20 protein-coding genes and 1 pseudogene are annotated in these 25,238 nt (G+C 34.3%); 1 reads left to right on the top strand and 20 read right to left on the bottom strand.

Features of this window, described 5'->3' with window-relative positions:
• Positions 1-35: 35 nt before the first annotated feature.
• The 9 genes and pseudogenes from ACM55G_RS05035 to ACM55G_RS04995 form a co-directional block, all read right to left on the bottom strand.
• On the bottom strand, positions 36-1,403 hold the full coding sequence (locus tag ACM55G_RS05035) for a glycoside hydrolase family 28 protein (protein WP_416842831.1): 1,368 nt from the start codon (positions 1,401-1,403) through the stop codon (positions 36-38).
• Between the two features lie 196 nt (positions 1,404-1,599).
• Positions 1,600-1,743 (bottom strand): annotated as a pseudogene (locus ACM55G_RS05030) (pectinesterase family protein); the annotation flags it as partial.
• A 191-nt stretch (positions 1,744-1,934) separates the two neighbouring features.
• Positions 1,935-2,681 carry a rhamnogalacturonan acetylesterase gene (locus ACM55G_RS05025; protein ID WP_416842830.1) on the bottom strand — a complete coding sequence of 249 codons (747 nt, stop codon included), beginning with the start codon at positions 2,679-2,681 and terminating at the stop codon, positions 1,935-1,937.
• A gap of 46 nt (positions 2,682-2,727) precedes the next feature.
• Positions 2,728-4,773, bottom strand: coding sequence for a pectate lyase (pelA, locus tag ACM55G_RS05020; RefSeq protein WP_416842829.1), 2,046 nt, complete (start codon positions 4,771-4,773; stop codon positions 2,728-2,730).
• Between the two features lie 3 nt (positions 4,774-4,776).
• The gene (locus tag ACM55G_RS05015; RefSeq protein WP_416842828.1) at positions 4,777-6,405 is read right to left on the bottom strand and encodes a glycoside hydrolase family 43 protein; all 1,629 of its coding nucleotides are present in this window, start codon (positions 6,403-6,405) and stop codon (positions 4,777-4,779) included.
• A gap of 86 nt (positions 6,406-6,491) precedes the next feature.
• Positions 6,492-7,727: a glycoside hydrolase family 88/105 protein gene (locus tag ACM55G_RS05010; RefSeq protein ID WP_416842827.1), complete on the bottom strand. Its 1,236-nt coding sequence runs from the start codon at positions 7,725-7,727 to the stop codon at positions 6,492-6,494.
• A gap of 43 nt (positions 7,728-7,770) precedes the next feature.
• Positions 7,771-9,117, bottom strand: a complete 1,347-nt coding sequence (locus tag ACM55G_RS05005; protein ID WP_416842826.1) for a glycoside hydrolase family 88/105 protein — start codon at positions 9,115-9,117, stop codon at positions 7,771-7,773.
• A 5-nt stretch (positions 9,118-9,122) separates the two neighbouring features.
• Positions 9,123-10,088, bottom strand: coding sequence for a DUF4861 family protein (locus tag ACM55G_RS05000; protein ID WP_416842825.1), 966 nt, complete (start codon positions 10,086-10,088; stop codon positions 9,123-9,125).
• Between the two features lie 153 nt (positions 10,089-10,241).
• Positions 10,242-11,624 carry a glycoside hydrolase family 28 protein gene (locus ACM55G_RS04995; RefSeq protein WP_416842824.1) on the bottom strand — a complete coding sequence of 461 codons (1,383 nt, stop codon included), beginning with the start codon at positions 11,622-11,624 and terminating at the stop codon, positions 10,242-10,244.
• Between the two features lie 373 nt (positions 11,625-11,997).
• Here ACM55G_RS04995 and ACM55G_RS04990 point away from each other — a divergent pair, with 373 nt between their 5' ends.
• Positions 11,998-13,026 carry a LacI family DNA-binding transcriptional regulator gene (locus ACM55G_RS04990; RefSeq protein ID WP_416842823.1) on the top strand — a complete coding sequence of 343 codons (1,029 nt, stop codon included), beginning with the start codon at positions 11,998-12,000 and terminating at the stop codon, positions 13,024-13,026.
• A gap of 66 nt (positions 13,027-13,092) precedes the next feature.
• Here ACM55G_RS04990 and ACM55G_RS04985 read toward each other — a convergent pair whose 3' ends face one another.
• From ACM55G_RS04985 to ACM55G_RS04935, 11 genes are all read right to left on the bottom strand, one after another.
• On the bottom strand, positions 13,093-14,709 hold the full coding sequence (locus tag ACM55G_RS04985) for a UxaA family hydrolase (protein WP_416842822.1): 1,617 nt from the start codon (positions 14,707-14,709) through the stop codon (positions 13,093-13,095).
• 9 nt (positions 14,710-14,718) lie between these two features.
• On the bottom strand, positions 14,719-16,182 hold the full coding sequence (locus tag ACM55G_RS04980; RefSeq protein WP_416842821.1) for a tagaturonate reductase: 1,464 nt from the start codon (positions 16,180-16,182) through the stop codon (positions 14,719-14,721).
• Between the two features lie 65 nt (positions 16,183-16,247).
• Complete coding sequence (locus tag ACM55G_RS04975) at positions 16,248-16,919, bottom strand: bifunctional 4-hydroxy-2-oxoglutarate aldolase/2-dehydro-3-deoxy-phosphogluconate aldolase (protein ID WP_416842820.1); 672 nt, start codon at positions 16,917-16,919, stop codon at positions 16,248-16,250.
• 10 nt (positions 16,920-16,929) lie between these two features.
• Entirely contained in the window at positions 16,930-17,952 is a 1,023-nt protein-coding gene (locus ACM55G_RS04970) for a PfkB family carbohydrate kinase (protein WP_416842819.1), read from the bottom strand.
• 11 nt (positions 17,953-17,963) lie between these two features.
• Positions 17,964-18,323 carry a cupin domain-containing protein gene (locus ACM55G_RS04965; RefSeq protein ID WP_416842818.1) on the bottom strand — a complete coding sequence of 120 codons (360 nt, stop codon included), beginning with the start codon at positions 18,321-18,323 and terminating at the stop codon, positions 17,964-17,966.
• Between the two features lie 32 nt (positions 18,324-18,355).
• The gene (gene uxaC, locus ACM55G_RS04960; protein WP_416842817.1) at positions 18,356-19,756 is read right to left on the bottom strand and encodes a glucuronate isomerase; all 1,401 of its coding nucleotides are present in this window, start codon (positions 19,754-19,756) and stop codon (positions 18,356-18,358) included.
• Positions 19,757-19,773: 17 nt separating this feature from the next.
• On the bottom strand, positions 19,774-20,559 hold the full coding sequence (locus ACM55G_RS04955; protein ID WP_416842816.1) for a gluconate 5-dehydrogenase: 786 nt from the start codon (positions 20,557-20,559) through the stop codon (positions 19,774-19,776).
• A gap of 6 nt (positions 20,560-20,565) precedes the next feature.
• The gene (kduI, locus tag ACM55G_RS04950) at positions 20,566-21,402 is read right to left on the bottom strand and encodes a 5-dehydro-4-deoxy-D-glucuronate isomerase (protein WP_416842815.1); all 837 of its coding nucleotides are present in this window, start codon (positions 21,400-21,402) and stop codon (positions 20,566-20,568) included.
• Positions 21,403-21,581: 179 nt separating this feature from the next.
• The gene (locus ACM55G_RS04945) at positions 21,582-22,574 is read right to left on the bottom strand and encodes a Gfo/Idh/MocA family protein (protein ID WP_416842814.1); all 993 of its coding nucleotides are present in this window, start codon (positions 22,572-22,574) and stop codon (positions 21,582-21,584) included.
• 120 nt (positions 22,575-22,694) lie between these two features.
• Positions 22,695-24,230, bottom strand: coding sequence for an aldehyde dehydrogenase (NADP(+)) (locus tag ACM55G_RS04940; protein WP_416842813.1), 1,536 nt, complete (start codon positions 24,228-24,230; stop codon positions 22,695-22,697).
• Positions 24,231-24,313: 83 nt separating this feature from the next.
• On the bottom strand, positions 24,314-25,237 hold the full coding sequence (locus tag ACM55G_RS04935) for a 5-dehydro-4-deoxyglucarate dehydratase (RefSeq protein WP_416842812.1): 924 nt from the start codon (positions 25,235-25,237) through the stop codon (positions 24,314-24,316).
• Between the last annotated feature and the right edge of the window lies 1 nt (position 25,238).

The raw sequence follows: 25,238 nt of genomic DNA, 5'->3' as shown, positions 1-25,238 counted from the left end.
TTTATAGAAAATGGTTGTTTACTGACTACAAAAGTTTAGTGTTTAATTGAATTACTGGCTGAAGTTGGGACAGTCGCTTTTTGCCCTATTATAACATCATTCATTGTTACATTTTCGGAGTTCAGGATTGTCATTCCGTTTTTTGCCGATTTAACTTCTATAGTATCCAAATATACGTTTCGCACTTTCTTTTGCGGATAACCCTGAATAATAATCGCAGTTTCTCTTGCTTTTGTACAGGTAATATTGGACAAGAAAATATCGGATACATCCGATGGAAAACCACCACTGCCCTCGCCCATATAATTAGCCGTGATGTAAATACAATCTTCAACCTCATCCAATTGGATGTTTCTGGCATAAATATTTTTAATAAATCCACCTCTATCTGCATTAGTTTTTAAATAAATTCCTCTTTTTAAAAAACCACTTGTCTTACAGTTATCAATAAAAATATTTTTGACGCCAGCCGACATTTCACTCCCAATAACAACCCCATGCAGTCCTTTGAAATTACAATTGCGAATCACGATATTTTCACTTGGGGTTTCACTATTGGCTCTGCCTTCATCGTCTCTACCCGCTTTTATTGCTATATTATCATCCGCATTATCAAAATCAATATTCTCTATTAAAACATCTTTGGCATATTCTGGATCGATTCCATCATTGTTGGCATTAAATGCTTTGTATTTTAAACCTCTCACGGTAATGCTTTCTGATTTTAATAAATGAAGACACCAGAATGGCGAGTCTTCAATTTTTACATTTTCGACTAAAATATTTTTGCAATTAAAAAACTGAATCAGTTGTGGTCTTAGAAAATGTCCGGTACCAAATTTTCTATCCTTGACAGGCATATTGCTATGATTCATTTCTCGGCTTAATTTTTTATCGACTCCCTCTTTTGCTTTGTAACTATTCCAAACTTTGCTTCCTTCTCCATCAATAGTTCCCTCTCCGGTTATAACGATGTTAGTGCAACCATACGCATAAATAAGCGGACTATAATTATAAATCATAGTTCCTTCCCAGTTTGTCAACACCATTGGTAAATAATGTTTAGGATTCTCACTAAAGCGAATTTTAGCCCCTTTTTCAATTAATAGCTTTACATTACTTACAAAGTGAATGGGACCATTTAGCCTATAAACACCTTTAGAAACAATGATTGTACCTCCATTATTCTTTTTACAAAGTGCCATGGCTTTATCAAAAGCCGGTTTGGCATCACTAATGGAATCTCCTTTGGCCCCTAGTCGTGTAACTTCAATTTTAAACGAAGGAATTTGAGGCAATTGAATCCGTTTGACAATAGAATCAACTGTGCCAGATGGAAAATTACTTTTTTGAGCCAAACAATTTAAAGAGAGCAGCAAGAAAATAAGAAGTTTACATTTCATAATTTTTAAGTTTAAAGTTGAATAGAAAATAACTTTGTTTGATGATTTATTTTACCTTTTAATAAGATTCAATTATTTTGTTAGAAAAGTCCAATCCTTAAATATCTTTTCAATTACTGGTCTACCCCAATTATGCCATCCTGCAGATTTGATGTGATTGCCCATTTTACATTTAATAAAAACCGTTCTAGCATTATTATCCTATCAAAGTGATATTTATTTTATTTTGTGCCAGAAATAATTTTTCTTTATAAATACCATTTTTAATGAAAATTATGGTTTCTTTCTCTTGCAGAAAAGGCACCGCATTTATGACCTCTTGAACCGTAACAAAATCCCCGCTTCCTTTAGCATTACAATTATATCATATAATTTATTCTCAATATTTTCAGTTTTACTGGGATTCCCAGCAGAACAATTAATAAAAAAATAGCGAAACAATACATATATATGCGTTTATCATTTTCATTTTTAACAAAGTTTAGAGCTCATTCGCTTTAGAATTTATAAAATTATCTTGTAGAATACTGATTATTTATTAATTGCGTTTTTTAATTTTGCAAGTAAAGGACTGTCCAATAATTTAATTTGATTGACAACCAATTGTGCAACTTCAGTGGCTCCTTCTACACAAAGATGCGTATTGTCTTCCTTCCCTTCGGGATAATAAGGAATTTCTCCTGCTTTATAATGCAAATGCAATTTTTTTGATTTTTCAGGTCCGTAAGACATTTCCAATAATTCTGTATAATATTCTAAATCAATAAATGGGACCTTATAATCCTGGGCGACTAAACGAGTTTCTAATGGATATTCCCCATGCGTTGCGATCAAGACTCCATTTTCATTAAAATTTCTTCTCACTATAGAAGAGAATAATATGGGAATGGCACCTTTTTCTCTGCTTTCATTTACAAAACGGATTAAGTTATGGCGATAACTTGTATGTGGATTGGTATATCGAGTTGAATCAGCAAATTTTTCATCATTATGTCCGAATTGAATAAAAACATAATCACCTGGTTTTAATACTTTATAAACGGAATCCCAACGTTTTTCATTAATAAAACTACGGCTGCTTCTGCCATTTACTGCCCTGTTATCTACATTAACTTCATCATTGAAAAAAGAAGACAGCATTTGTCCCCAACCTCGTTCTGGATTTACTTCCGGCTTAATTTTATTAGCCATTGTAGAATCTCCTATAGAATAAATAGTGGTTTTTTGAGCCAAACAGTTTAGCGAAAGTATCAGCAATAAGAGGATTCGGTATTTCATGATTTTGTTTTTAACGTTGATTTAAAAAACAACTTTGTTTGAGAATTTATTTTGATTTCAAAGACCAGTCTTTTATTTTGTTGGAAAAATCCAATCCCATAATATTTTCGGTCGTGTATTTCTTCGCCTCTGATTTTTGCAGTTGATGTGACCACGAAACTCTTTTCCCAGCAAGACATCCTTCTCCGGAACAATTATATTCCGCATAAAAAGCCGTTTTTGCTGCTTCAGGCTTGGACCAATCGTTCCAGCCTTCAGGCTTGATGTGTTTTCCCATTTCGCAATTAATAAAAACCGTTTTTGCATAAATACGCCAAGGACGTCCCAGATAAACTTCGGTTGCCTTTACATCAGCAGTCAGTTTACAATTTTTAAATACAAAACCATAATTAACTCCTTCAGGAGTAGATGCAGCGGCTATGTATGAATCTTTTAAACTATGAAGGATGCAGTTTTCAAATAACATGGTCGCTTGACCAAAGATAAAATCGACAGTTCCCTCAATATAACAATTCTTCAAATACTGTTTGTTATTAGTGCCAGTGGCATACAAAGTATCCTGATTGCCCAGAATAATACAATTCGAAATCAAAACGCTATTAGCATTTAGTGCCAAAGCCACCGCTTGCCCTACTTGTCCGGATGAATTTTTTATGGTTAAATTTTGAGCCACAAAATCAGCCCCTTCCACTAAGACCGTGTAGGTATAAAAAGTACTATTTCTACCTAAATTAATCTTACTGAAATAATCCCCATACGTAATAATAGTTTTCTCTTTACTTTGTCCTATTAATGAAATATTGGGATTCCATTCGTGAATTTTTACTTTCTCGTTATAGATTCCATTTTTTACAGTAATGGTAACCCGTCTATAAGGGAATGCGGGTGAATTATTTATCGCTTCTTGGATACTTGTGTAATCACCGCTTCCGTCTTGAGCAACAATAACATTAAATTCGTCTTTAGCAACAACTTTATTCTGTTTTACAACTGTTTTAGTATCTGCAATCAAATACTTTTCTTTCCACTTTTCATATTTTGCCAGTACCTCTTTTGGCTCATTTGTGTACCAGGAATATCCATTTCTGCGTTCCATGCCAATTTCAGCTAACGACCCTTTTTTTATACCATCCCGATCACAGAAAAAAGGAGTGTTGCTTTCCAGTTCCATAAAACGAGCCCATATATCAGGAGCATTCACATCTGAAACCATTTTCTTGTCGTTTATTTTACCTTTTTCATCATAAAAACGCTCTTCTCTTAACCCTTTTATTTTTGCTTTATCAAACCATACTACAGCAAAATCTACTGCATTTATTATTTCCTTTGATGTATTTTCAATTGACATTAATAGCAATACAATTTGTGCTGATTCTTTTCCGCTTAAAGAGGGTAATTCATAAGCACGTGCTTTAGCCGGAGCCAACGTATATTCATCGTATTGCGCACACCAGCCTGTTAAAACCCCGTTCTGTTTGTATTGTGTATTTATAATACAATCTATTCCTTTATCGAATGCTTTTTGGGCTCTTTTAACGATTTCCTCAGACGGTTTTATCGAAAAACAATCGGTTTTATCAACAATTTCTTTTAAAACATTCAGGATATTTACCATGGAATCATCATTATACGTAATGTGCGTATAATATCCTTTTTTTAACGGGTAAAACTGAGGCCATCCTCCATTTTCATATTGCGCTTCTAATAAGTAATCAAGCCCTGAAAGGAAAGCTTTTTCATATCTTTCCTCTGGCACCTGTCTATAGATTTTAGAAAGAAAAATCAGCTGTTGAAATGTAGCATCATTATCTGTGGTGATTTCGTTAGGATCGCTTTTAAGTGCAATTAATTTTTGCTTTTCATCATTCGAAAGCTTTTTTTGCATTTGGATATTTTTTGGCCAACCACCAATGTTGCGTTGATATAACAATACATTTTGAGCAATATCTTTTGCCTCATTTGAAGCAAACCAAGTTCCTTCTTTAGTATTAACAACCTCTTTCCATGATTTACTAAGAATTTGAGCCTGAACACTAAAACTTAATAAACAAGAAGCAATTACAATACGCATACCTTTTTGAAAATATTTCATTCTTTATTTATTAATTCGAATCCAATCAATACGAACACTTCCTGCGTCATTTATTGTTCCGTTTCGAAGTGCTAAAAAACCTAATTTTGCACCAATCCATTTGCCTTCTTTTGCAATAAAATCTGTTCCTACGGCTGTGTATTTTTCACCATCTTCACTATAAAAGAAATTGCATATACCTCCCGCTTTTACTTTTACCTGCAGATAAAACAAATTGCTTTTTAATTTAATAGCTTCACTTTCTGTCTCGATTCCTTTTTTGTCTGCATTTTTACAGATTACTTGTGATATAGAGAGTTGTCCTGCTGATTGTTTTACTTTCAAATAACTGTAGTCAAGTCCCATTATCAACAAACCGGTTTGCTCTCTATCAAAACGGGCATTGAAAGTCATTTTGGTCGTAGCTGTAAATTCTTCGGCAGGAAATTTTTGTAGTAATAAATTTCTCATATCAAATAAATTGGTGGCTTCTTTTGGCATTGGACGACAGTACATCGTGTAATAACCCATCGTGGAAGGGAAACCCCAATACACCTGTTGATTAGCATGCCATTGCCATTGTAACCCTAACTTTGAAGTATTAAATTCGTCCGAATCAGGAGGAGTTGTGATGGGATATGTTTTTCCAACATTAGGTTTTTTGTAGATGGATACTGGTTCGCCAGTGCCATCGCCATCTTTGTCGGTTCCGATTATCGGCCAATTGTCAACCCATTTCATAGGTTGCAAATGAACAATTCTTCCGTAAGCCCCTTTGTCTTGAAAATGAAAAAACCAGTTTTCTCCAGTTTGAGTTTGTACCCAAGCTCCCTGATGTGGCCCATTAATATTTGTTTTTCCTTGGTCCATAGCCTTTCTCTTTTCGTATGGTCCCCAAATATTTTTCGATCTCAAAACAGTTTGCCATCCAGTAGATACACCTCCTGCGGGAGCAAAAATATAATAATAGCCATTATGCTTGTATAATTTGGGCCCTTCAATTGTTGATTCACTATCATGACCATCAATAATGATTACATCATCATCGTTAGCAACTGTTCCTTCAGTATTTAAGGTACAAATTGCCAAAAGACTTTTAATTCCTGCTCTGCTTCCCGCAAAAGCAAAAGCAAGGTACACTTTACCGTCGTCATCCCATAAAGGTGAAGGATCAATCAAACCCTTGCCTTCTTTTACCATAATTGGTTTGGACCAAACGCCTTTCGGATCTTTTGTCTTGATCATATAAATTCCATAATCCGGATCTGGATAATAAATATACAACTCCCCATTATGGTATCTTATGCAAGGTGCCCATACCCCATTTCCATGCTGTGGTTTGTCAAAGACATCAAAAGGAGGCTGTTTTGGAAGTGCATAATTTACCAGTTCCCAATTTACCATATCTTTAGAATGTAGAATAGGTAATCCAGGAATACAATTGAAAGAAGAGGATGTCATATAATAATCATTTCCAACTCTAACTACGTCCGGATCCGAATAATCAGCATGCAAAATTGGATTTTTATACGTTCCATCTCTATTATCAGCTACCCATACTAACGAATTACTATCCATTTTTTTTGCTTGTCCAAAAACTAGCTGATTAGGAATAAACAATAAAACACAAGTAATAATCAGTATCAATCTCATAGGTAAAGAAATTAGGATTAACTGTCCCATTTGTTTTAAAATGAAACAGTTTTAGTATGCTTTAAACTTAATTGGGTAAGTCTATTTTATTTATTCAACTCTAATGCAGCCAATATAAATGGACCTGTAGCTTTAGGATCATTATCCTTTTTTCTCTCATTTATATAATATTCATACGATCCATCTCTATAAGGACTTCCGCCAAGACCTGCAACTGCACAAGCTTGTATTATGGTAACTTCTCCATTAGAATCCACTTTTATCAATTCTCTGGTCAAACCATCAAAAGCTTTAGTAGCAACTGTTTTAAATTTTTTAGGTAAATATCCTTTGTTTACTCCTTTTGCCAAAGCATAAGCAAACATGGAAGTTCCTGATGATTCTAAATAATTTCCTGCTTTGTCTCCCTTATCAGTCACTTGGTACCACAAACCTGATTTATCTTGAAATTTTTCTAAAGCATTTGCAACATTATTCAAATACCCAACTAATTCTTTTTGTTTTGGATGATTCTTTGGGAAGTATTCCAAAGCATCTACTAAAGCCATTGCGTACCACCCGATTGATCTTGACCAAAAATTTGGTGACGTTCCTGTTTCTTTATTGGACCAAGGCATTTGCTTACTCTCGTCCCAAGCATGGTACAACAATCCTGTTTTTTTATCAGTGGCATGCAATTGAATAAGTTCAAATTGTTTTGCAACGTCATCCAGTTTTGCTCCCTTTTCAAAAGTAGCAGTATATTCTGCATAGAATGGTTCCCCCATATACAACCCATCTAACCACATTTGGTTTGGATATATTTTTTTGTGCCAAAATCCACCACTGGTAGTTCTAGGCTGACCTTCTAGTTGCTTTCTTAAAGTTTGCATTGCAATTAAGTAGCGATTGTCTTTAGTGGTCTTGTACAAATTAAATAATAATCGCCCTGCAACAATCATATCAATATTGTAAGCTTCCATTTTATAGGTATTAATGGTTCCATCTTTATCAACTAAGACATCGACGTAGCTTTTGATATAATCGGAATAGTTACTATTACCCTTTTCTTTATACAATTGTTCAAATGAGGTGAGTACTAAACCATGGACATAATCCCAATGCGGCGCTTTAGCATCATCGATCATATAAGACTCCTTATGACGTTTCATAATAGAAAGTGCCATTCGCTCTGACCATTTTAAATTAGCTGAAATAAGCAGTTCTTTTTTAGCATCAACTGATTTTGTATCCGTTTGAGAAATGGTTTTACAGCTTACAAATAACAATGTCAGCATTATGCTCAACACTGTAAAACAGTTAGTTTTAAGACTATTTTTCATTTAAATATGTTTTGTTGTTAGAATTATTTTTAAAAAATGACTTTTATTTATCTAGTTCAATTACAGCTAAAAGGAAAGAACCTAAACCATGAGAATTGTCCACTTTGATCTTTTCGCTGATATAATACTCATAAGAACCGTCTCTATAAGGATTTCCTCCAAGTCCTGCACTTGCACAAACTTGAGTAATATGTATTTCCCCATCGGCATCAACTTTTATTAGTTTTTTTGTCAAACCGTTAAACCCTTTAGTGGCTACGCCTTTAAATTCAGAAGGTAAATATCCTTTATTTACCCCTTTTGCAAAAGCATAAGTAAGCATTGATGAACCTGACGCTTCTAAATAATTTCCTTTTTTAGTTGCCAAATTTGGAACTTGATACCACAATCCTGACTTATCCTGAAACTTGCTTGCCGCTACAGCAAATTCATTTAAGTATCTTACTAATTCTTTTTGTTTCGGATGCTCTTTTGGAAAATAATCCAACACATCAACTAATGCCATTGCATACCAGCCGAGCGCTCTTAACCAAATATGGGGTGTCGTTCCGGTTTCCTTATTTGCCCAAGCCATTTGTTTACTTTCATCCCAAGCATGAAAATACAAGCCTGTTTTTTTATCAAATGCATGGTCGTGCAGCAATTCAAACTGATGGGCAACATCATTCAATTTCGCTCCTTTTTCAAACGCAACAGTATATCTTGCATAAAATGGTTCCCCCATATATAAGCCGTCTAACCACATTTGATTTGGGTAGATTTTTTTATGCCAAAAGCCACCGGATCGAGTTCTAGGATGATTCTCAAATTGTCTTCTCAATGTTTTCAATGCCGTTAAATACCTTGGGTCTTTTGTTTTATCATACAGATTAAAAAGTATTTTCCCCGCATTAATAAAATCAATATTATGATCTTGGGGATTAAAATTTTGAAAAGATCCGGTACTATCAATCAATTCATCGGCATATTCTTTGATATAATCGAAATATTTTTGATTTTTAGTTGTAGTGTATAATTTTTCATAACCCGTCAAAATCATACCAATTTTATAATCCCATTTGGGCTTTTCATGATTATCAATCTGCCAGGCTTTAGGATGGCGTTTCATTATTGACAATGCCATTCGCTCTGACCATTTTAGTGCAACTGGAATAGCCATTTCTTTTTTTAGGGTAAGAGTTTTCACTTGCTCTTGTGCACTAGTTTTACAACTTACAAAAACCAATCCTACTAGTAAGATACACGATAAAAATCTGTTTCTAAAAGACAATGATGAATCATTCCGAAACTGGAGGAAAGTTTCAGGTCTCAGTTTGCTGTTTCCAATTAAAATTGGTTGCTGTAACATTAGTCTCCCATAAATCCCTATTTTATTAGTATCGCTTTCCATTTAAATTAAATTTTATTCTTATCATTCAGTGCTACCAGTTTTTGATCTAAATAAGACAAAAAAGCTTCTTTGTTTTTGATTCCGTTTGGTTCTTGTTCCCAAGCGCCTAAGAAATAAAACGAAGTCGGTTTTGTTGTAGGTTTAAAAACTAAAAGATAATCAAATTCCGCATCGACTAAATTTTCAATTGTATTGGTTTGATAAAAAATAGCCATTCCTAAATTATCCGGCACCAAAGATTGGGTACCATAAGTTGCCAAATAAGCCCATTTTTTATTTTTGCTTTCTTTTTTAAGTAATTCAGTATTTTTTTGTTTTACGATTCCCGTACAAATTCCAGCTATTTTTTTTGACGATTGAATGGTATGTTTGGTATAACGCTGGTCAGGATTAATGGTTAATTCAGATGTGAAATCAATTTTATCCGAAGCTGTTTTCCAACCATAATACTGCACCTTTACACTTGAATTATTTGGTTCATTTTCTACTCTAACTATTGTAGAATCTACTGCATAAAAATGTAATCTTTCCTTGTTAAGATAACGATCGATGGAACCTACTCCGATTCCTTTTCCAGCTTTTAGAATATCAGCACCCCAATCGCTCATTTCATGATAGGAATCAAAATTATCCTGTCCCACTTTTGACAAAACGATTGCTTCGGTTTTTTTTCCAAAAATATCAATTGCATTTCTCCAGTCGAGATACAAGCGATACCCTATTTTATTACTTTCCCACCCAGCACCTTCATATCGAATATCAAAAGAATGATCCGTATGTTCCGGAGCAACCTTTAATCTTTGAACATTTTTATAAGTACCCCCAACGTATTTACGTCCTTCCCATTTACCGCCCTCTTTTACAGATACTTCAGCATAGGTTTTGGATGCTGTTGCTATTTTTTTCTCTTGTGCTTTACAAGAAAATAGTGATACTAATACTGATGCGGCAATGCTTTTTATTATTTTCATTTTTATGTTGTATTAGAATTATTCGTTTATTGTAATAAAAAATTAAATTTTCTTCATTATTAAAAAAAGGAGCTTGACAAACCAATCAAGCCCCTAATAAAAAACAAAAAAATTAAACCAAAATCATTTTATTATATTAGTAGTGGATTTATTTTATTTTGGGCTCGCTACAAGCGCCCCATTAGCATAAGTATCGATTAATTGAAGCCCTTCTACATTTTCAATAGAATAAGCTTTACCAACTTTCTCAATTTTTACGTTTTTAAATACCACATTTTTAATAGGAGCTTCTTTATAGCCTTTGGCCAAAATACCATACTTCCCACCGTCTTTTACCTTTATGTTTTCAAGAAAGACATTTTGTACTCGAGGAATAAAATTTCCCGACTGACTTCCATATACATTATAAAACATATCTATTATCAAAACTGACTCTTTCACTTGTCCAATGTCTAAATTTCTCACGTAAACGTTTTCAATCAAACCTCCTCTTTTAGAATTTGATTTTAGTCTAATTGCTCTATCTAAATTTGGGCTATCCATAACGCAATTTTCTACAAAGACATTTCTTACACCTGCGGAAATTTCACTCCCCATAACAACGCCTCCATGACCATCGATCATTTTGCAATTTTGAACAATTATATTTTCACTTGGTATCGCCACACGTCTTCCATCAGCATCTCTTCCAGACTTAATAGCGATGCAATCATCCCCTGTATTGAACGTACAATTTTTTATAATAACATTTTTTGAATATTCCGGATCACATCCATCATTGTTAGGTCCATGACTTTGAACCGTAACCCCATCCACTGTAACATTGGTAGACTTGATAGGATGTATTACCCAAAATGGAGCATTAATAATTTTCACCTCTTTCAAAAGCATATTTGTACATTCAAAAAACTCTATGAAATTTGGTCTCAAATAATGTCCTTCTCCAAAAACGCGCTCCGAAACAGGAACTCCTTCTTCAGCCATAGCAACCAATATCACTCTATTTGCGGGGTCTCCTTGACTTGGCATTCCTTCTTTCCAGCCATATATTTTGCTTCCGCACCACCACAACCATTTTTCGTTGTTTGCCTGACCATTCAATATTCCTTTTCCAGTTATCGCCACATTATTTTTCTTGTAGGCATATATCAAAGGCGAATAATTCATCAATTCTGTTCCTTCCCATGAAGTATGAACAATCGGATAATCCGCGGTATTGGTACTAAATAAAATTTCAGCACCTTCTTCTAAATGGAGATTTACATTGTTTTCTAAATGTATAGGACCCGTTAAATATTTCCCAGACGGAACCAAAACTTTCCCTCCCCCATTTTCAGTGCAAATTTGAATTGCTTTTTTAAATGCCTGAGTATTATCAAAAATACCGCCATTTTGCGCTCCAAAATCAGTAATTATATAAGTTTTATTACGAAAAGAAGGCACCTTTACACCGTCAATAATATGCTGCATGGTTTTCCATGGATTATCACCTACAATCGATTGCTGTTGCTTTACCCCACAGGAAAGAAAAAACATTGAAAACAAAATCAGAAAGACGTTGTTTCTTGTAAAAAAAAGATTTATTACCATTTGATTTATTAAAATTTCTAAATTAACCTTATTCTTTTATTAAAAAACAATTTTATGCAATCGATTACACAAACTTAAATATTAATTTTCAAATAACCAACATAAAATCAATTAAAATAATATTCTTATAAAAATAAACAGTTATTAATACAGTTATTATAAAAATAATGCGTTTAAACCACATTATTGCTATTAGTTCTTTATTAAAACACTTACAAATACTAGTAATTGTTAAAACTTTATGCAATCGATAACAATACGCAAAAACAGACATAAAAAAACATTAATTTTGCTACTCTCTAATAAACATTAATTCATTGTGAATAAAAAAACAACAATTTACGACATTGCAAAAAAACTTGATACAACTGCCGCTACGGTATCTCGTGCTTTAAATAATAATCCTAAAATAAGCGCCAGTACTCGTAAACTAGTTTTAGAAACAGCGGCTCTGATGAATTATAAACAAAACAAGCTTGCTTTAGCACTACAAAGTGGCAAAAGCGGCAATATAGGAGTCATTGTCCCGCGCATTGATAGTAATTTTTTCGCTTCTGTTATTAGAGGAATAGAGGATGAATTACAACCTGAAGGGTATCATGTTATCATATGTCAAACACATGAAAACGAGAAAAGAGAAATCGACAATATAAATACACTATTAAATGCACAAGTGGATGGTATTTTAATATCTGCTTCGAATGTTTCTAAAGAGAATAATTCCATTATTAATAGAGTCATTGAAAAAAATGTTCCATTGATCTTTTTTGACAGAAAGAAAAATATTGATGGTGTTAGTTCTGTTACAATAAACGATTTTGAAGGAGGGTATTTAGCGACTAAACATCTCATAGAAGAAGGATGTACTAAAATTGCCCATTTAACAGGAGACCAATCTTTAGAGATATATGAAAATCGGAATAACGGATATAAAAAAGCACTCCAGGACAGTGGCATCGAATATAATGAGGATTATATAATACAAACAAAAAGTACCGTTGAAGCAGGAAGACAGGCTGTAGAAAAATTATTAAAGTTAAAAAATCCTCCAAATGCCATATTCTCCTCAAGTGATTTTGCAGCTTTGGGAGCCATCCAAGAACTAAAAGAACAAGGTATAAGTATCCCCGAAGACTTTTGTGTGTTTGGTTTTGGTAATGAACCTTTTACAAAATTCATGGAACTTTCTATATCCTCAGTCGATCAGTCCCCTATGGAAATGGGCAAGATGGCAGCAAAAGTATTCTTGGAACAAATAAACAGTACCGAAAAGATTAAAATAGAGAAAAAGGTAGTGTTGAACCCCGAATTGCATATTAGAAAATCATCTATGAGACACGGTCTTTAACGATAATAAAAAGTGTCAAGCTATAAACTTCACACTTTTTTTATCTTAAAAAATTCGATTTTTCTTTTACAAAGAAACCCCTCTTTTCCAAGGAATAAAATCATTCTGATTTAAAATAGCTGCTTTGGTTTTAATCGTACCACTTGCTACATTTATAATAAACTCCAGCATTTCATCTGCCATTTCATTAATTGATTTTTCACCAGTGATAATTCCACCAGTGTCAATATCGATAATATCAGACATTTTTTGCGCTAATTGAGTGTTAGAAGATATTTTCACAACTGGCGCAATTGGATTTCCTGTCGGAGTTCCTAAACCTGTCGTAAACAATACCATATTTGCTCCAGAACCTACCATTGCCGTTGTACATTCTACGTCATTTCCTGGGGTACATAACAATGTAAAACCTGGTTCATTAATATATTCGCCATAATCGTAAACACCTACAATTGGGGATGTCCCTCCTTTTTTAGCAGCACCCGCAGATTTCATCGCATCAGTAATCAAACCGTCTTTAATGTTACCTGGTGATGGATTCATATCAAATCCAGAACCGGCATCAACTACGGTTTTTTCATACCATTGCATTAATTCCAAGAAACGTTTTCCGTCTTTGTCATCTACACAACGGTTTACCAATTCTTGTTCTACACCACATAATTCAGGAAATTCAGAAAGAATGGTAGTTCCTCCTAAAGCAACCAAATTATCAGATAAAACACCTAATGTTGGATTAGCAGAAATTCCAGAGAATCCATCAGAACCACCACACTCTAAACCAATTCTTAATTTTGATAATGGAGTAGGAGTTCTTTTAATTTTATTCGCTTCTTTGATAGCTGCGAAAGAGTCTTTGACAACCGTATTCAACATATCTTCAATAGTCCCAATCTGTTGTTGGTCGTAAATCAAAACCGGTTTATCACTGTTTGGATTAATGGCTTTCATCGCATCTTGGAAAATAGATATTTGCAAGTTTTGACAACCTAAACTCAAAACAGTAGCACCAGCTACGTTTGGATTGTTTACGTATCCAGCCAAAAGTTTTGCCAAAGAGTGTGAATCCTGACGAATTCCACCACAACCACCTTGATGTTGGATAAATTTCACTTCAATATTTTCAAACAAATCTACTTCGTTTGATTTTGTAACAACATCTTCAGTCCCTTTTTCAGTATTTACTAAAGAACGCAGCAACAATTGGTAATCGTTTTCTTTAGGTTTGGTTAGTTCTTTTTCGAAAATTCCTTTTAAGATTTCGATGTTTCTGTTTTCACAAAAAACCAATGGGAAAAATAACCAAACATTCTCCGTTCCTACTTGTCCGTCTGTTCTCTGGTATCCTTGAAAAGTTCTATCTTTCCATTTAGTTACATCAGGAACAGTCCAACCGATAGTTTGCGTTTTAGCTGTTACTTTTGCACTTTCGTGTTTTACATTTTCAGTAGAAAGAAACCCCCCTTTTGCAATTGCCGCACTAGCTTTACCTACTAAAACACCATACATAATAATTTTTTCTCCTATTTCAAAAGGATACATTGCAATTTTATGCTTCATTTTCACATCGGTCTCGATAGTGATATCCTCACCTTCGAAGTTGATAACTTCACCAGCAACTAGATTAACTAATGCTACAGCAACATTATCGGACGGGTTTACTTTAATTAATTTTTTTTGCATGATTATAAATTATATACTGATTGACTTATTTTCATATTGTTTGTTAAAGTTAACAAACCCATTTTCAACTCCATTTTCTTCAATTTCATTCAAAGCTAGTACTAAAGCTTCTGACAATCCTTTGATTTTTGTTAAATCTTCACCCCAGAATTCGTTATTATCTAAAATTTTAGTTACAACCAAATCTAAAGTTCCTAATTGCCAGTCATTTTTAAATGCTTCCACTATCTCTGGAGAATCTCTTACAGGTAATACTTCGTTATTCCAAGTTCCTTTGTAGAATTGGATTAAACAAGCTAATGAAAAAGTTAAATTAGTAGGCAGTTTTTTATTCGCATTATAATGTTGCAATAAACTAGGTAAAACTCTTACTTTGAATTTTGAAATAGAATTTAAAGCAATATCAGCAAGTGCATGTTTGATAAATGGATTTTTAAACCGATCCATTACCTCTTCAGAATAGGCAAGGATTTCATTTTTGTCCATATCAAGGGTACCACTAATTTCACTAATAATGCTGTTTACGAATTTTCCCGTAAAACTTCCGTTAACTGTTTCCATTACTAATTTATTACCGTGCAAAAGTGAAACAGGAACCATTGCTGTATGCGCACCGTTCAAAATACGAACTTTTATCATTTTAAAAGGTCGTATATCGTCAACGATCTTCACATTCAAATTCGTTTTATGAAAAGGCAATTTTTGTTTTAAAGCATCACCGCCTTCAATAGCCCAAAGGAAAAATGGTTCAGCAGCAACAATTAAATCGTCTTGATACTCTAATTTGCTATTGTATTCTTCAATTTCAGCTCTTGGATATCCAGGTACAATTCTGTCAACCAAAGTACTGTGATACGTACAAGCTTCTGATACCCAAGTTTTAAATAAATCGGCTAATTTCCATAAATCACAATATTGCAAAATATATTTTTTTAAAGTCTCCGAGTTATAATCAATCAATTCACAAGGAATGATAGTCAATCCTTTAGCAGCATCTCCATTGAAATGTTTGAATCTTTCGTACAATAAAACAGTCAACTTTGCCGGGAATGAAACTGGTGGTTGCATATCTGGAGTATCACTTTCAATAAATTCAATTCCAGCTTCTGTGGTGTTTGAAACAATAAATTGAAGTTCATCTTCTTTGGCTAAAGCTAGATAATCTGCAAAATCAGTATATGGATTTATAGCTTTCACAACATTAGTAATTAACTCAATATCCTGTATTTTCTCTCCTTTTTTGATTCCATTCATAAACAACGTGTAAAGACCATCTTGGTCATTAATCATGTTTACCATACCATCTTTCAATGGCTGAACTATTGCAATTCCAGCATTGAAATCAACTTCTTTATTTAGTCTTTGAAAAGCATAATCAACGAAAGCTCTTAAGAAATTACCTTCCCCAAATTGGACTACCTTTATTGGGAACTTCTTTTCTAATCCTAAATTTTTTCTATTTAATTTTTCCATTTTATATTTAAATAATTCGGTTTATATTTATGTTTTCGAACAAGCTTTAAAAGCTAATTGTTCTTTTATTTATTTCTAACTTTATTTATTATAGCTAAGGTTTGTTGTACTTTCAGCTTCAAGCCATCATAATCTTTATTCGCCAAGATTTCATTAGAAATAAGTTGAGAACCAATTCCCACACAGGTTACACCAGCGTCAAACCAACCTTTTAAGTTGTCTTCCGAAGTTGAAACACCTCCAGTAGGCATGATGCTTGTCCATGGGCAAGGCCCTTTTATTGCTTTTATAAAATTTGGTCCATAGATGTCTCCAGGGAATAATTTTACAATCTCACAACCCAATTCTTCTGCTCTCGCAATTTCAGTAAGGGTACCACAACCCGGTGACCACAATACTTTTCGACGGTTACATGCAATCGCAATATCTTCCCTTAAAACTGGAGTTACTATAAAATTAGCTCCTAATTGCATATAAAGTGAAGCTGCTGCGGCATCCGTTATAGAACCAACTCCCAAGATCATTCCCGGTAATTCAGCTAATGCATATTTATTAAGTGCTCCAAAAATTTCAAAAGCAAAATCACCTCTGCTGGTAAATTCCATCAGACGTGCTCCACCATCATAACAGGCTTTTACAATTTTTTTTCCTAGTTCAACATCGGTATGAAAAAACAAAGGAACCATTCCTGTTGCTGCCATTACACTTGCTACTTCTATTCTTGAATATTTTGCCATAATTTTTTATTTATCTTGAAACTAATCCGGCGGAATCACCATCTAGCATATTTTCAACTTCTTTTAAGGTAACTAAATTGTAATCTCCTGCAATTGTATGTTTTAAACAACAAGCTGCAACTGCAAAATCCAACGCTCGTTGATCGTTATTTGGATATTCTAACAAACCATAAATTAATCCACCCATAAAAGCATCTCCACTACCTACACGGTCTACCACAGGAGTTACTTCTTTTACGGCTGCATTATAAATGGTTTTACCGTCAAATAAAATACCTCCAATTCTTTGATGAGAAGCACTTACAGAATAACGCAATGTAGTTGCCACAGTTTTCAAGTTTGGACATAATTCAAACAACTTCGTATACAAAGCCGGAAGTGTTTTTTCATCTTGATAATTCGGGTTTACTTTAGCTATTCCTAACATAAAATAAGCCGTATCGATATCTCCCAAAATTACATTACTGTATTTCAATAGCTCCGGCATCACCTCACTTGGGGTTTTACCATATTGCCATAATTTAGACCTGTAATTTAAATCACATGAAATAGGAATCCCTAATTTATGGGCTATTTTTACCGCTTCTAAACAGGCTTCAGCGGCGCTCTCCGATATGGCTGGCGTAATACCACTCCAATGAAACCAAGTAGCACCTTTTAAAACTTTTTCCCAATCAATAGCCCCTTTTTCAATGGTTGCCATAGCACTATGGGCACGGTCATAAACTACATTACTTCCTCTGGTCCCTGCACCAGTCTCCAGAAAATAGATTCCTAAACGTTCTCCTCCATAAATTACATTTTTGGATTCTACATTCATTTTTCGCATTTCTTTTAATGCGCAAGTTCCTATTTCATTATCGGGAAGCCTTGTTACAAACTCTGCATTTACACCATAATTAGCTAAAGAAACAGCCACATTAAATTCACCTCCACCATAGGAAGCTGTAAATGCTTTTGCTTGCTCAAAACGCAAATGCCTTTCTGTTGAAAGACGTAACATTATTTCGCCAAAAGAGACTACTTTATTCATTATATATAAAATTAAATGTTTGTCTTTTTCATAAAATCTTCTCTTATAGGGCTAAAAACGTCTATAAGCATCCCTTCTTCCAAGCAAACAACACCGTGTATTTTATCAGAAGGAATATAAAAGGAATCTCCTTTTTTTAATATTCTAGTTTCATCTTCAATAGTTACTTCAAATTTACCTGCGGCAATATGAGTAACTTGAGTGTGATGATGATTGTGCAAAGGACCTATTGCTCCTTTATCAAATTTAACATTGACCATCATAACCCTATCATCAAATCCTACTATTTGACGTTGCACGCCTTGACCAACTACTTCCCATTGGGTTTCTTCTTCTTTAAAAAAAAGATTACTTTTTGCTAAATAGGTCATAATCTAGATGAAATTTATAGTTATTTAAAGTATTAAAATTTGAAATACTCTTTGGCATTATTATAACTAATGTCCGAAACCATCTTACCAATCCACTCCATATCATTAGGAAGTTCGCCTCTTTTAATTTCGTCTCCTAAAAGATTACAAAGAATACGTCTGAAATATTCATGTCTTGGAAAAGACAAGAAGCTTCTTGAATCCGTTAGCATTCCGATAAAACAACTAATCAATCCCATGTTAGAAAGTGCGTTCAATTGTTTAGTCATTCCATCTTTCTGGTCTAAAAACCACCATCCGGAACCAAATTGTACTTTTCCCTTTACGCTTCCATCATTAAAGTTTCCAATCATGGTAGCCATAACTTCATTATCAGCAGGATTTAGATTGTAAATAATTGTCTTTGTCAATTTATCTTTACTGTCTAAAGCATTTAAAAAACCGGATAATTTTTGTGCCTGTGGATAATCTCCAATAGAATCCCATCCGGTATCAGGGCCTAAAATTCTATGCATACGTGCATTATTATTTCTTAACGCACCTAAATGAAACTGCTGAACCCATCCATATTGATGGTATGTTTCGCTTAAAAACAATAAAACAGCACTTTGGAACTTTAAAGCTTCCTCATTACTAATTGCTTGATTTTCTCTTTTCTTTTTGAATATTGAATTCACTTCACTTTCTGTAAAGTTTTCAAAATAGATTTGGTCTAAACCATGGTCACAAAGTTTGCAGCCATTTTTATCAAAATATTCAATTCTGTTTAATAACGCCGTACACAAATCAGCATAAGAATTAATAGAAACGCCCGCTACTTCACCTAAAGTATCTAAGTAAGCGTTATACCCATCATTTGAAATTAAAATAGCTTTATCAGGTCTAAAAGCGGTACTAACTTTAGTTTGAAAAGAACTTTTTGCCAGTTGTTGGTGGTATTCTAATGTATCAATTGGATCTTCAGTAGTACATACAAATTCCGCATTTACTTTTCGAAGCAAATTCTGAGTGCTGTATTCTGCCGAATTTATTTTAGCGGAAGCTTCGTCGTATATTTTCTCTGCAGATTTTTCGTTTAATAAATCATAAATATCAAAATAACGCGCCAGTTCTAAATGCGTCCAATGGTATAATGGATTACGCATGGTATACGGAACCGTTTTTGCCCAATTCATGAATTTATCTTTATCAGAACCGTTTCCAGTGATAAATTGCTCATTTATTCCCAGAGTACGCATCGCACGCCACTTGTAATGATCTCCATTTATCCATACTTTAGTTACATTGTCGAAAATGGTGTTTTCAGCAATATGCTGTGGGGATAAGTGGTTGTGGTAATCAATGATAGGCTGATTTTTAGAATAATTATGATATAATTCTTCCGCGTATTTATTCTCTAATAAAAAATTATCGTTTATAAACTTTGTGCTCATTATAAATTTATTAAATATTAATTTTCATTTGAAGGTTTTCCGATGGTAGCTAAAATCCCACCATCAACATATACAATTTGCCCATTAACAAAATCACTCGCTTTTGATGCTAAAAAGACGGCTGTACCTGCTAAATCTTCAGGATTACCCCAACGTGCGGCTGGTGTTCTATTAATTATAAAATCATTAAACGGATGCCCGTCAACTCGGATAGGTTCCGTTTGTGTTGTCGCAAAATAACCTGGTCCTATTCCGTTTACTTGCACATTATATTTTGCCCATTCGGTAGCTAAATTTCGGGTAAGCATTTTCAAACCACCCTTTGCCGCAGCATAAGCAGAAACACTATTTCGTCCCAATTCGCTCATCATAGAGCAAATATTAATTATTTTACCTTCTTTTCGCTCAATCATCTGTTTAACAACTAATTGTGACATAATAAAAGGTCCAACTAAATCTACATCTATCACTTTTCTAAAATCATTAACAGGCATTGTTATTGCCAATTCTCTCTTAATAATTCCAGCGTTATTGACTAGAATATGAATCTCTCCTAACTCTTTAGTAATTAATTCAATATTTTCTGCAGCTGCTTTTTCATCAGTCACATCAAATAAATAACCAGACACAGTATATCCTTTGCTTTTATAATAATTCAGCGCTTCTTCCATCTTACTTGGAGTCGTCCCTGTAATTACAAGCTCTGCTCCAGCAATTGCCAATCCTTCAGCCATTGCCATCCCTAAACCATGAGTTCCTCCGGTTATGAGCGCTCTTTTTCCTTTTAAGTTAAATAAATTCATATTCAATTATCTTAATTCATTAGGTGGACAAATATCCATATCACTATAATCTAAATTTTCTCCAGCCATTCCCCATACAAAAGAATAATTTGAAGTTCCCGCACCAGAATGGATGGACCACTCCGGAGACAAAACCGCTTGGTGGTTTTGCATGAAAATATGTCTTGTGTTTTGAGGTTCTCCCATAAAATGGCAAATAGTTTGGGGCGCCTCTATGTCAAAATAGAAATAAGCTTCCATACGTCTGTTGTGAGTGTGAGCAGGCATTGTATTCCAAACATTACCCGGTAACAATTCCGTAATCCCCATTTGCAGCTGACAAGTTTCAACGATACTATTTACTATTAGCTTGTTTAAAACTCTTCTATTGGCAGTTTTTTCTTCTCCCAATTGAATGATTTCAGCATCTTCTCTTCCAATTTTTTTGTTTGGAAATTTCTTATGTGCCGGTGCCGAATTAATATAAAATAAAGGTTGCTCCCCATTTGCTCCAGAAAAAATAACTTCCTTACAACCTTGGCCTATATATAGCGCTTCTTTTTTTTGTAAATCATATTGCACTCCGTCAACAGTTACCGTTCCTCTTCCTCCCACATTTATAATTCCCAATTCTCTTCTATCTAAAAAATTTTCAGATTTCAAATACGGAATGGTTTCTAATTTTAAACTTCCACCAACTGGCATTATACCACCAACAACATACCTATCATACATAGAATAAGTCAGTTGTATTTCATTTTCAACGAATAGCTTTTCAATTAAAAATTGCTCTCTCAACTCGTTTGTTCCATATTTGTTTACGTCTGTCGGATTCGAGGCGTATCTAAAAGAAAAATTTGTCATAATAAATTATTTATGTAATCGATTGCACAAATGTACTTTTTAATTGTATTAATTTATATATATTTTATAAAAAAAAATGTGGCAACTGTAAAAAAAAAAACATATTTATTGTCATTTCATAAAATTTAAAGGAAATTATTTACATTATATGGTAAAACCAGTTTAATAAACAAGTTACACTAAATATTCCTAATAATCTTATCCATTATCCAGCTGGTATGTAATCCTGAGGCTCCACTGGAAGGATGCTCCATATTTCCAAGCAAATGTTCCCGTATATTTTCTACGTGATAAAGCTGAACATTCTCCGGATGTTTTATAACTAATTCAATTTGGCTCTGTTTCGTACTCATTCGAATGGGGTTTTCATCAAATACAGAAAACTCTATCTTACCTTTACTACCCATAATTTGAACATGATCTTCCCGAATTCCGGAACCAAAATTCCAACTCCCTGTCCCCGTAATTCCAGATTCATGAACCCAAGAAGCAGTTACTGCATCATTTGCAGTATACAATCCCTGCTGATTAATAGTAAAACCAGATACGTCTTTTATTGCACCCAACAAGTGTACAAATAGGTCTAAACCATGGCTGGCTAAATCGTCAAAATAGCCACTTTGTGCTATTTTAGAATCTGTTCTCCAATTGTAATTCCCTGATAAATCAACATCAGATGCCGGCGCACTTAAATTCCAGCTAATGTATCTAATGTCGCCTATTTCATTAGCATCAAGCCACTTTTTTACTTGAGTAAACCTGGGCAATGAACGTCTATAATAAGCCACAAATAAAGGAATATCCTTTTCCTTAAATGCGTTATAAATCACCAGACTATCTTCATAAGTTGGCGCCATTGGCTTTTCAATACAGCATGGTTTTCCGGCCTGAGCCACTTTAAGTCCATAAAACTTGTGAGAATCGGGAGGAGTGGCGATATAAATAGCATCAATTTCAGGATCATTAATCAAATTATCCGCATCTGAATAGGATTTCTTAATCCCATGTCTTTTTGCATAATCCGCACTTTTAAGCGCATCCCGCCTCATCACAGCCGAAAGCTCAAATCCTTCCGTTTTTTGATACGCTGGCCCACTTTTTATTTCGGTGACATTACCACACCCAATTATACCCCAACGAATTATTTTTGATTTCAGATCTATATTCTCCATTCCTTTTTATTTAAAATTATCCCAATTCATAAAAAGAGGACTCGCTAAACATTTAAATTTCATTTCTCATAAACACAAAAAAAGGACAAAGCATTCGCTTTATCCTTTTTAAAAAAATTTTTATTTTTCTAAATTACCATTTACCAATCTCCAAATATTTAAGGGATTTTCATTTCTGAGTGCAATAGGCAATAACATATCCGGATAATCCTGATAACATATTGGTCTGGCAAAACGCTTAATTGCATTTGTACCTACTGATGTTGTTTGGGAAGTTGTAGTAGCAGGATATGGCCCTCCGTGTACCATAGAATGGCAAACCTCAACACCCGTTGGATAGCCATTGATTAAAATCCTTCCTACTTTTAATTCCAAAATATCAAATAATTCTCTGAATTCAGCAAAATCAGCATCAGTGCCATGGATTGTTGCCGTAAGATGTCCTTCAAGATTTCTGGCTGCGTCCAGAATTTGTTCTTTTGTTTGTGCTTCTACAATTATGTTTGACGGACCAAAATTCTCTTCTGCCAGTTCTTGATTTTGAAAGAACGTTGCTATTGATGTTTTAAAAACCCTTGCTTCGGCACTATTTAGAGCATCCACTGATTTTCCAGTGGCAATTACTTCAATAGTATCAATTTCTAAAGTGCTTTTGATTTTTTTATCGTAGGCTGCATTAATACCCGCCGTTAACATTGTTGCAGCAGGGACTTCATTTATTTTAGAAATTAAGTCCGCAATAAATTTATCGGCAGCATCCGATTGCTGAACAAATGTTAAGCCTGGATTAGTACAAAATTGTCCAACTCCTTGCGTTATTGAACCAGCCATTCCTGCTGCAATCGCTTCTGCTTTTTCTTTAAGGATACCCGGCAAAATAAAAACTGGATTTGTACTTCCCATTTCGGCAAAAACTGGAATAGGTTCTGATCTTGTGTTTGCGATATCAAATAATGCTTTTCCACCTTTAAATGAGCCTGTAAATCCAACTGCTTTTATTCCTGAATGCTTTACTAAAGCCTCACCTACCGCATTGGTATTCCCTTGTATTAATGAAAAAACACCGTCAGGCATTCCGCAAGCGTTCATCGCTTTTTCTATAGCGCCGGCAACCATTGCTGATGTTCCAGGATGTGCGGGATGCGCTTTTACAACAACAGGACAACCTGCTGCCAAAGCGGATACTGTATCTCCTCCTGCTACCGAAAATGCCAAAGGAAAATTACTCGCTCCAAATACCGCTACAGGACCCAAAGGCAGTAACATATGTCGGATATCTGATTTAGGTAACGGAGCTCTGTCCGGAATAGCCGTATCAACGCGAGCGTCTACCCAAGAACCCTCTCTTACAACCGAAGCAAATAAATTTAATTGACCGATAGTTCTTCCTCTTTCTCCCTGTAACCTTGCCAATGGCAGTGCGGTTTCCAAATGGCATCTTTCTAAAAGAGTATCTCCAAGGTTTAAAATTTCTGCACCAATACGCTCTAAGAAATTAGCAATACTGTCTTTATCTTTCTTTCTGTAAATATCAAAAGCTTTACTAGCTTTTTCTACTGCAGCATCAATTTGGCTTTCCGTTGAATTTATAAACGCTCCGTCCAATAATTCATTATTGGTGGGATTTACTGCGTAGAATTTTTCGAGATTACTCATTTGTATTTTTTTATAGGATTTATTAACATCTGAAAATAGAACAGCGGTTAAAGAAAAATTAGCTTTTTGAGAGACACTTTATATTAATTCAGAAGTTCTTCTTCCTTGTCAATAATTTTTTGAAGTTCCAATAACTCCTCCGCTGAAGGCATGATTAATGGCGCACGAACATCTCCTGCACTTTTGCCTATTAATTGACAACCCGCTTTAATTAAACTCACTGAATATCCTTGGTTTTTACTTCTTAAGCGAATAAAAGGAACAAAAAATTCTTTTACAATTCGGTTGACTGTTTCAGTATCCCCCGCTCTGAGTGACTTATAAAAATGATTTGCCAGTTTTGGAACAAAATTAAATACTGCTGAAGAATATGTATTTACCCCAATTGACAGATACGCTTCCGAAATAATTTCTGCGGTTGGTACGCCTCCAATATAAACTAAGCGGCTTCCTATTGATTTAATTGTAACATTTAATTCTTCTATGTTTCCGGTTCCGTCTTTCAAAGCGATAAAATTTGGACATAAATCTGCCAATTTTTTGATCTGTTCGCCTGACAATATTCCATTACCGCGGTTATAATAAATCACAGGTAATTTTGTATTTTGCATTATCGTTTTGGCATACTCCACTATTCCGCTTTGAGGACATTCTGTCAAATAAGGTGGCATTAAAAGTAACGCATCAATACCCGCCTCTTCAGCTATTTTTGCAAATTCTATGGCTTCGGGAATACTTCTTCCAACACTTGAAACAGTTGGTACTCTTCCATTAATAATTTTAGAAGTTACCCCAACGATTTGTTTGTATTCTTCCTTTGACAAGGAAAAAAATTCACCTGTTCCCCCTGCTACAAAAACAGCTGAAACTTCGTGACTTACAAACCATTCCAATCTGTCTGCAAAAGTGACTGCGTTAAATTGACCATTTTCATCCATATCCGTTATTGGAAAAGATAACAATCCATCACGTAATGCATTTTCAATTCTTGTATAAGATAATTCCATT

Origin of the sequence: Flavobacterium algoriphilum (assembly GCF_048158655.1) — a bacterium.
Taxonomy (GTDB): Bacteria; Bacteroidota; Bacteroidia; order Flavobacteriales; family Flavobacteriaceae; genus Flavobacterium; species Flavobacterium algoriphilum.
Note: the sequence above shows the minus strand (reverse complement) of the source record. Positions and strands in the feature narration are given on the sequence as shown.